The sequence below is a fragment of the Alcanivorax sp. genome (genome assembly GCF_014762765.1).
Taxonomy (GTDB): domain Bacteria; phylum Pseudomonadota; class Gammaproteobacteria; order Pseudomonadales; family Alcanivoracaceae; genus Alcanivorax.
The window spans coordinates 1-7,689 of record NZ_JABURH010000072.1; the positions used below are offsets into that span (position 1 = coordinate 1).

8 protein-coding genes are annotated in these 7,689 nt (G+C 58.0%); 2 read left to right on the forward strand and 6 right to left on the reverse strand.

The genetic code is table 11. The annotated features are described in order from the left end of the window. Nucleotides 1-80: 80 nt before the first annotated feature. A complete protein-coding gene (locus HUJ17_RS03125; protein WP_290509304.1) occupies nt 81-1,334 on the reverse strand; it encodes an MFS transporter in 1,254 nt (417 codons plus the stop codon). On the opposite strand from HUJ17_RS03125, the gene HUJ17_RS03130 reads away from it, so the two are divergent. Next, nucleotides 1,325-2,098: a patatin-like phospholipase family protein gene (locus tag HUJ17_RS03130; RefSeq protein WP_290509305.1), complete on the forward strand. Its 774-nt coding sequence runs from the start codon at nt 1,325-1,327 to the stop codon at nt 2,096-2,098. The genes HUJ17_RS03125 and HUJ17_RS03130 overlap by 10 nt on opposite strands. A 112-nt stretch (nt 2,099-2,210) precedes the next feature. Here the strand turns inward: HUJ17_RS03130 and HUJ17_RS03135 are convergent, their stop codons facing one another. The 3 genes from HUJ17_RS03135 to HUJ17_RS03145 all read right to left on the reverse strand — a co-directional run bounded on the left by HUJ17_RS03135 (nt 2,211) and on the right by HUJ17_RS03145 (nt 4,554). Then, nucleotides 2,211-3,323, reverse strand: a complete 1,113-nt coding sequence (locus tag HUJ17_RS03135; protein ID WP_290509306.1) for a ferritin-like domain-containing protein — start codon at nt 3,321-3,323, stop codon at nt 2,211-2,213. Between the two features lie 314 nt (nt 3,324-3,637). Continuing rightward, nucleotides 3,638-4,087 carry a PaaI family thioesterase gene (locus HUJ17_RS03140; RefSeq protein WP_035244352.1) on the reverse strand — a complete coding sequence of 150 codons (450 nt, stop codon included), beginning with the start codon at nt 4,085-4,087 and terminating at the stop codon, nt 3,638-3,640. Further along, complete coding sequence (locus tag HUJ17_RS03145) at nt 4,084-4,554, reverse strand: PaaI family thioesterase (RefSeq protein WP_290509307.1); 471 nt, start codon at nt 4,552-4,554, stop codon at nt 4,084-4,086. The genes HUJ17_RS03140 and HUJ17_RS03145 overlap by 4 nt, the downstream gene beginning before the upstream one ends. 137 nt (nt 4,555-4,691) lie before the next feature. On the opposite strand from HUJ17_RS03145, the gene HUJ17_RS03150 reads away from it, so the two are divergent. Next, on the forward strand, nt 4,692-5,816 hold the full coding sequence (locus HUJ17_RS03150) for an alpha/beta fold hydrolase (RefSeq protein WP_290509308.1): 1,125 nt from the start codon (nt 4,692-4,694) through the stop codon (nt 5,814-5,816). Nucleotides 5,817-5,871: 55 nt separating this feature from the next. On the opposite strand, the gene HUJ17_RS03155 is transcribed toward HUJ17_RS03150, so the two are convergent. After that, complete coding sequence (locus HUJ17_RS03155; RefSeq protein ID WP_290509309.1) at nt 5,872-6,633, reverse strand: hypothetical protein; 762 nt, start codon at nt 6,631-6,633, stop codon at nt 5,872-5,874. Between the two features lie 82 nt (nt 6,634-6,715). Then, complete coding sequence (locus HUJ17_RS03160; RefSeq protein ID WP_290509310.1) at nt 6,716-7,453, reverse strand: hypothetical protein; 738 nt, start codon at nt 7,451-7,453, stop codon at nt 6,716-6,718. Nucleotides 7,454-7,689 lie beyond the last annotated feature (236 nt).

Consider the following 7,689-nt stretch of genomic DNA (forward strand, 5'->3'; position numbering starts at 1 on the left):
TAGGCTCAGTGCACCCTACGAGGCTGAAGTATTCTTGACCGGTTTTCGCAACTCGAAACTCTGACCTCGCCACTGACTCCCTACGCATTGTCGGCCGCGGAACGCACCAGCCGCCAGGCCAGCCAGGTCAGCGGCACCATCAGGGACAAGACCAGCAGATAGGGCCAGCGATGATCCAGGGTATACAACCCGGTGCCGACCAGGGGACCAAGAATAAAACCCAGGGCCGGACAGGCACTTGCCAGGCCGGCGACCCTGCCCTGCTCTTCGCTGCTGACGCGCAGGCTGGCCAGAGACATGATCGCCGGCATACCAAAGCCCAGCCCCAGGCCAACCAGCAAAACCGCCACACTCATTACCCATTGCTGATCAGCCAGCCACAATATCAACGCACCAAGACCGATTGCGGGCACCGCCAGAATCACCAGCAAGGTCGCCGGGGCACGCAACCATTGCACGACCACAATCTGACCGACCAACGAGGTCACCGCCGCCGCCATCATGGTTAATCCCAGAGCACGCGCCGCAGCGGCCGGCGATAATCCAAACTGATCCTGAAACAGAAAGCCCAGGGTTTGCTGAATCAGGGCAAAGCTCATAAACAGCATCACCCCGGTGAGCAGAAGATCCCGCAATCGCGGGTCCGCATAGGCACCCAATCCGCTACGCAGCACCCTGGCCAGTGATACGGTTCTCGCGGTGGGCTGATGGGGCGAGGCAGGCAGCCACAATGCGGTGGCCAGTGCCATCAACGCCGTCAGGGCGGCCACGCCATAGAGCGGGAAAACCAGCCCCACCGCTGCCAGCAGGCCACCGGACACGGGGCCGATAACCGTGCCCAGGTTGTTGGCCGCACCGATACGGCCCATGCCCTGGGTGCGCTGCTCCGGGGTGGTTATATCCGCAGTGTAAGCGGCGGCAGCCGCCGGTGTAGCGGCCATGATTGCTGCCTGCAGCATGCGGCTTAACACCAGCCCGGCCACCAATAGGCCGCCCGCCAGGCCACCGTGCAGGCCGATATCAAACACCAGCGCAAACATCAGTGTGCCCAGGGAATAGCCACTGAGCCCGATCACCAGCACCCGCTTTCGCCCCAGGGATTCGCTGAGGGTGCCCCACACCGGGCTGGCCAGCGCAAAAATCAGTGAGGAACAACTGATGATCAGCCCCACCTGCATTTCCGCCAGGCCCGTGGCACGCCCAAGAGAGGGCAGCAGCGTGAATACCAGGGTCTGGCCCAGGGCCGTCACGGCCACAGCCGTCAGCAGGATTGTGTGGCTGAGGGTCCCCGGGTTAGGGTTTGTCGCCGCAGAGGAAGCATTCAATGAAGACATATCCCGCCCCGAGCCTGGCTGAATGGCTGGCAGATCACCCCTTCACCTTGGCCATGTCGTCCGGTTTTTTTGGTTTTTTTGCCCATTTTGGTGTCGTCAAAGCCCTGAAAGAACATGATTTGGCGCCAGCGCGTTACTGCGGTTCCAGTGCCGGAGCCCTGGTGTCAGCCTGCATGGCCGGTCAGGCATGCCCGGAAAAAATGGAACTTACCCTGACAGGTCTGTCCCGGGAGCATTTCTGGGACCCTGCCCCCGGGCTGGGACTGCTTGCCGGCAAACGTTTCCGCAGTTTGCTGCGGGAGATGCTGACGCAGACCGATCTGGCAGACAGCCCCACCCCGGTGGCCCTGTCTGCCTGGCATGCGGGTACCCGCCGCACGCGGGTGCTGAATGCGGGAGATCCCATCGAGGCCGTTTATGCGTCTTGCGCCGTGCCGTTCCTGTTTCAACCGGCAAGCATTGACGGTGACTACTATTGGGACGGCGGCATTGCTGACCGACATGGCCTGGCCAGCACCTGGCCCGGCGAGCGCGTACTCTATCACCATCTGCAATCCCGATCCCCGTGGCGTCGGGCCAATAGCCCTGCCTTGAAGGCCCCTTTGCGCCCCAACCTGATCACCCTGGCCATTGACGGCCTGGCCCGCAGCGGTCCGGGGAAGCTGGAACAGGGGCCCGTGGCGTTACAGCAGGCCTATAAAGCGACCTCTCAGGCGCTGGCCAAACCGGTTCGGCAGGGAATGGTCAACGTCGAGAGCGTGTAATGAAACCTAGGGTGCACTGAGCCTAAGCGAAGCGCCAGATCAGTGCAGTTCGCTTAGGCTCAGTGCACCCTACGCTGTCTATGGGCTTTGTAAGAGCCTACAGAAACAGCCCTCAGGAGACTTGGTCGTAGAGAGGTTTCGACAGCTCTGCCCAATCCACTTCGCCGTCATCCACCAGGTTTTCGAACTGCAGGATGCCAAGCTCTTCGAAACGGGGACGCACTGACTCGGTGAGCAGGCCGATACGTTTCAGGTTGGGCATGATGCGGGTGAAGAGCAGATTGCGGAACTGGGCCATGATGGTGGAAGACAGCACCTGCTCACGGGCCTCTTCCACATCCCAGCCAAAGTGCTCAAAGACCTCGGTGCTGATCAGCCGTTCGCGCATGACCACGCAGGCTTCAAATGCGAAGTGGGCGCGCTCTTCCCTCTCTTCTTCAGAAAGAGTCTCAACAAAATCTTCCAAGTAATTGACGCCAAAGGTAACGTGGCGCGCCTCATCACGAATCACCAGGTGGATAATCTGCTTGAGAAGCGGGTCATGGGCGGTCAGTTTGAGGGTATTGAAGGCCGCCAGAGCCAGGCCCTCAATGATGATCTGCATGCCGATGAATTTCAGGTCCCAGCGCGGATCGGAAAGGATCTTGTCGAGCAGTGCCTTCAGGTTGGGGTTCACCGGATACAGGATGCCGATTTTTTCCTGCAGGTACCGGGTGAACACTTCGACGTGCCGGGCCTCGTCAAAAGTCTGACTCGCCGCATAGAGCTTGGCATCGTAGGACGGCGCGCAACTGGCTAATTGCGATGCCACCAGCAGTGCGCCCTGCTCCCCGTGCATGAACTGAGCCAGCATCCAGGCCAGGTTGTGCCAGCCAAAACGCAGTTTCTCGTCATCGCTCAGTGCCTCGAACGTAGGCCAGCCGTTGAACGGATTAAAGGCCTGATCGAGAGGAACCTCGCTCCTGGGGAAGGTCTGGGTCCAGTCCAGATCCATGTCTGCATTCCAGTTCAGCTCCTTGCCAAGGCGATACAACTTGCGGATACGGCCATCGGCACTGGAATAGTCCCAGTTATAGTGACCGGTGAGCGGGGTCTGGAAGATTTCCACCACATCCTGCACATGGCCCGGTGTCAGCTTGTCTTCGATATCCTCGGAGCCGGGGCCGTCCCAGTTGTCGTAGATGCTCACGGAAGTTGGTGGCGAGGTGACATTGGTTATTTTCATGGATACACCCTTTTTAGCGTTGTAGCGCACACCCCGGAACGCAACGGTGCGCTCCGAACAGGTTCACTTAAACGCTAGGCGGAAGTGTTTGCCGGGACAATGTCGCGTTATGACAATCGGGTTGCGGGCTGGCGCAAAATCACAATCGCGGTACGGACCAAGGAAGACTAACGGGGGCAAGCAGCGTGAGGATGCATCCGGTACCAGAACATGGATAACGGACAGGCGAGTCGTGTTAATTACGGTGCCAAGCACCGCGCCCGACCTCAGGGCGCGGTCTCTTGGACAAAGGAGCAGGCCTCGATCCGTCGGGATCAGCCCGCATCATCGGACAGCAGGAAATGCGCCCGGGCAATGGTGATCGGTTCCTGGCGGTTTTTTTGCCAGGCGCTGATATGCACATTGGCTATCCGTCGGCCCAGTCGGGTGACGCTGCATTCCGCATAGGTGTCACGGAAAAGCCCGGCTCGCAGGTAATCGATGGTGAAATCGATGGTCTTGGGGACCCGTGGCTCCCCCATTTGCAACAGGATAAAGATAATCGCTGCCTGCTCCATGAAGCCTGCCACGGCCCCGCCATGCAAGGCTGGCAGAGTCGGATTACCCACCACATTGTCATGCTTGGGCAACACAAAGGTCAGCTCGTCCCCTTGTGCCACCACCTGGATACCCAGAAAGCGGGCATAGGGCACCCGGTCAATCAGGCTCTGGTAGTCCGCCTCGCCGGCTCGGCATTCTTCAATCAGGGTCTTCAGTGCTTTCATTGCCCCACCACCTTGCCAGCAGTTTCAATTTTCAGTCGGGTGTAGGTTGCCAGCCCGGTTGCGATGGGCTCGTCCTCGCTGCCCTCTTCCCAGGTAGTGATACGGACAAAGGCCACATGGTTGGTGAGCCGGTAACAGGTGGCTTCGCAAACCACCGCAGCGCCCTTGGCCGGTCCACGAAGGTGGTCGACGCGAAAGTCGATGGTGGGGGTGATTTCGAACGTGGGAAAGGTGCGACAGGTCACTGCCATACCGCCAGCATGGTCCATCATGGCGAAGATGGCGCCACCATGCATGACGCCGGTTTCCGGGTTACCCACCAGATCCTCTCGCCAGGGAACCCTTACCCTGACAGCGTGTTCTTCTGCGCTGAGGACTTCCAGTCCCAGTACCACCGAGTGTCTCACCGACTCCAGAAAACGGTTACAGACATCCAGGCGGGTGTAAGGTAATGATGAGTTTGTCACGACGGCCAATGCCTCCTGTGCGTCGGGCGCGATAGATTAACGAGTCGACATTAATCTGCAAAGTGTTACTTTTTCACCATGGTAATACGTTGCCCTGCCGCTAGCATTTCATCCCCCCTGATTGTCGGAGGCCACCCATGGCGACGTCATCCCGTTTGAAAACCAGTCTGCGTGCCGTTGGGCATATCGTCGAGCGTCGGCGGCATCCGCAACGGTTTATCCAGATCGACAAATGCCCCTGGGATGAAATCTACCGGGACGGCATCATGGCCGTTCGCCATTATAGCCTGCCACCCATGAGCGAAATCCCGGTCAACGACGAGATGATGCCGGTGACGCGCAACAAATACCGTACGCCCCTGATTCTGGTGCCGGCACTGGGCATCCATTGCTGGACCTACGATCTGATGCCGAACCGCTCCATGGTCCGCTATCTGATGGCCCGGGGCTATGACATCTATCTGGTGGACTGGGGCAAACCCTCCCAGGCAGAGCGAAGTCTGGACCTGGATACTTATGTAAACCGCTGGCTGCCGGCTGCAGTAGATACAGTCAAGACGCACTCCGGGCAGGACCAGGTCAATCTGCTGGGCTACTGCATGGGCGGTCTGCTCTGCATGATGTACCTGGGAGGCCACCCGGATGCGCCGGTACGCAGCCTGATCACCATTGCCAGCCCGGTGAATTTCCACAAAAGCGGTCCCTTCGGCAAGGCCCTGGGCCTGGCCTCCATTCCCGCAATGCAGATCCATGAATGGTTCAAAGTGCGTCTTGAGCCCCTGGACGACAAGTTATTCCACATTCCGGCAGGGCTACTGACCTTCGGTTTCAAAATGACTAACCCACCGGGGGTAGTACAGGCTTACCTGGATCTGGTGAAGAACATCGCCGACCGGGAATATGTCACTGAGTACATGACCATGGGCCAATGGTTCAACGATATGGTGGATTACCCGGGTGCGGTGGTGCGAGAGGTGATTGAGAAGATGATTCTGGCCAACAGCCTGGCCAAGGGAAAAATCCGCATCGGTGAGCGCAGCGTGGATTTCTCCGCGATTCATCAGGATTTGTTGGCCTTTGCCGGCACCACCGACAATATCGTCAGCCTTCGCGCGGCCAGGGAAGTGCTACGGCTGGTAGGCAGTCAGGAAAAGCGTTTCGAGGAAGTCCCAGGCGGGCATGCCGGCGTATTCTCCGGCTCCAAGGCGCCCAGCCATGCCTGGCGTATCAGCGCAGACTGGCTGGCTACCCGCTCGGACTGATCGGAAAGGGAGGAGACGTCCTATACTTTCTCCGTCCCCGTATCTGAATACTTATTCACGGTGCCACCAGCTCCTCTACCCGCTCGGCAACCTGGCTGGCATAACGGTAAAAGAGGTATGGCACCTTGTTGGCATCGTTTTCGTTCATGCGCGGGATGGTGTTGCGAACAAAAACCCAGCGCTGCTCTACAAAAGCCAACACTTCACTCGCTTGTGCATCGTCAGCATAGCGGCCCTTGAGAGTGGTCAGCTGATCATCAATACCTTTTGCTTCAATGGCAAAATCCATTGGCGGCAATCCGGTGCCGGTTGGCAGGCCAGCTGAGGGGAAGGCAGCCAACGCCAGATATTCACTGGCCAGCCGCTGCATGGATACCGACAAATCCGCAACATCCAGATACTTGTCTTTGCTGCCAGCTTCGGCCTGCTCTGCCAGCTCAGCCACCGCAAGAGTGGTAGTGTTCATCTCGCTCATGGCACCGTAATCCGCATAGCCCAGCGAAGCGAGCGGGTTATCCAGAGCGCGCCGGGACAGTTCATTCCAGGCTTGGCCAAAAGCGCTCGCCTGTGAAACCTCACTACCCTCAGCCTGCCCTTTAAGCTCAGCCACCCGCCGCTCTCCGCCTTCGAGCAATTGCCGAAGCGCATCACGGTCTTCCGGATTGTCGCCACGAATTGAGAGCAGATGAAACCCCATCCTCGCGCGCCAGGCATCCGCCTCCATCATTGCAAGCTCCGTTGCAGAAAATGCTGCCTGCGCCCCGGAAGCAGCCATCATCAGCGCCCCGGCAAGCACCCACAATCCTTGTTTTTTCACCCTGATTTCCTCTTCTCCAACCCCACGAAAAACCCCCGCCGTCAGCGGGGGCCTTGATGTATACCAATACTGGCCGTTCCGGCTATTCAACGGGCCCGAAAGTCGGCTTGGCCATATCTGTTGATGCCAGGCTGATGGCCTGTTCCAATGTATCTACCATCTGTCTGGTATAGCGGTAAATCAGAAACGGCACCGCATTTTCATAGAATTTCACCATGGACTGGCGAATGAACTTCCACTTGACGGCCACCTGATCCAGGGCCCGGGTCATGGCTTCATCACCAGCGTACTGCTTCTGCGCCGCTTTGAGCATTTTCTCGAATTGTGGCACAGCATTCTTGAAATCCAGCCTGCCTTCATCAGAACCCGCAGCCATACCGCCGGCCGGATCTGCAGCCACATTCAAGTATTCGGAGGTCATCCGCTGGAGGTAAGCTGATAACTCTCGAATTTCGTCATAATTGCCGCTACTGGCATTTTCGAACGCATCCATCTTTTCTGACATGATGGCGGGAAGCTCGTTGACGTCCTTGATAACGTAGGCATTGGTGTACCCTTGCTCCGCCATGGTGTTGCCCTTGGCAGCATCCATGTAAAGCAACCAGTCCTTCTCCAGGTCAGCCACAAACTGACGTTCGTCACTGCCTTCGGCATTACTTTTCAATTCAGAAAGGGCCTGGCTGGCTCGAGATATAGTGCGATTGAGATCAGACGCGTAGGTGTCGCTGCCTGTCATCACAGTAAGCATATGAAAATTTGTGCGAACCTTCCACAGAGACAATTCAAACTCTTCAAGATCCGCATTGGTAATGGCTGCCACCCCCTGCGCTGGCAGCAAGGCGATAGCCAGAAGGCTCCCCAGCAGACGCTTGCCCATAACTACTCCCTTTTCCTGATCGCTAATTGTTGTTGTGCATTGCTTGTTCTTGCTCTGATCACGCCGGCCCAGGGCAGGCACTCACTCAATAAGAGTAAACACTATCACAGAATCCGTAAGAGAGAGGAACCCGGCATTGATATCAGAATGGTTGCCGTTATCCTGAGATGCACTACGGG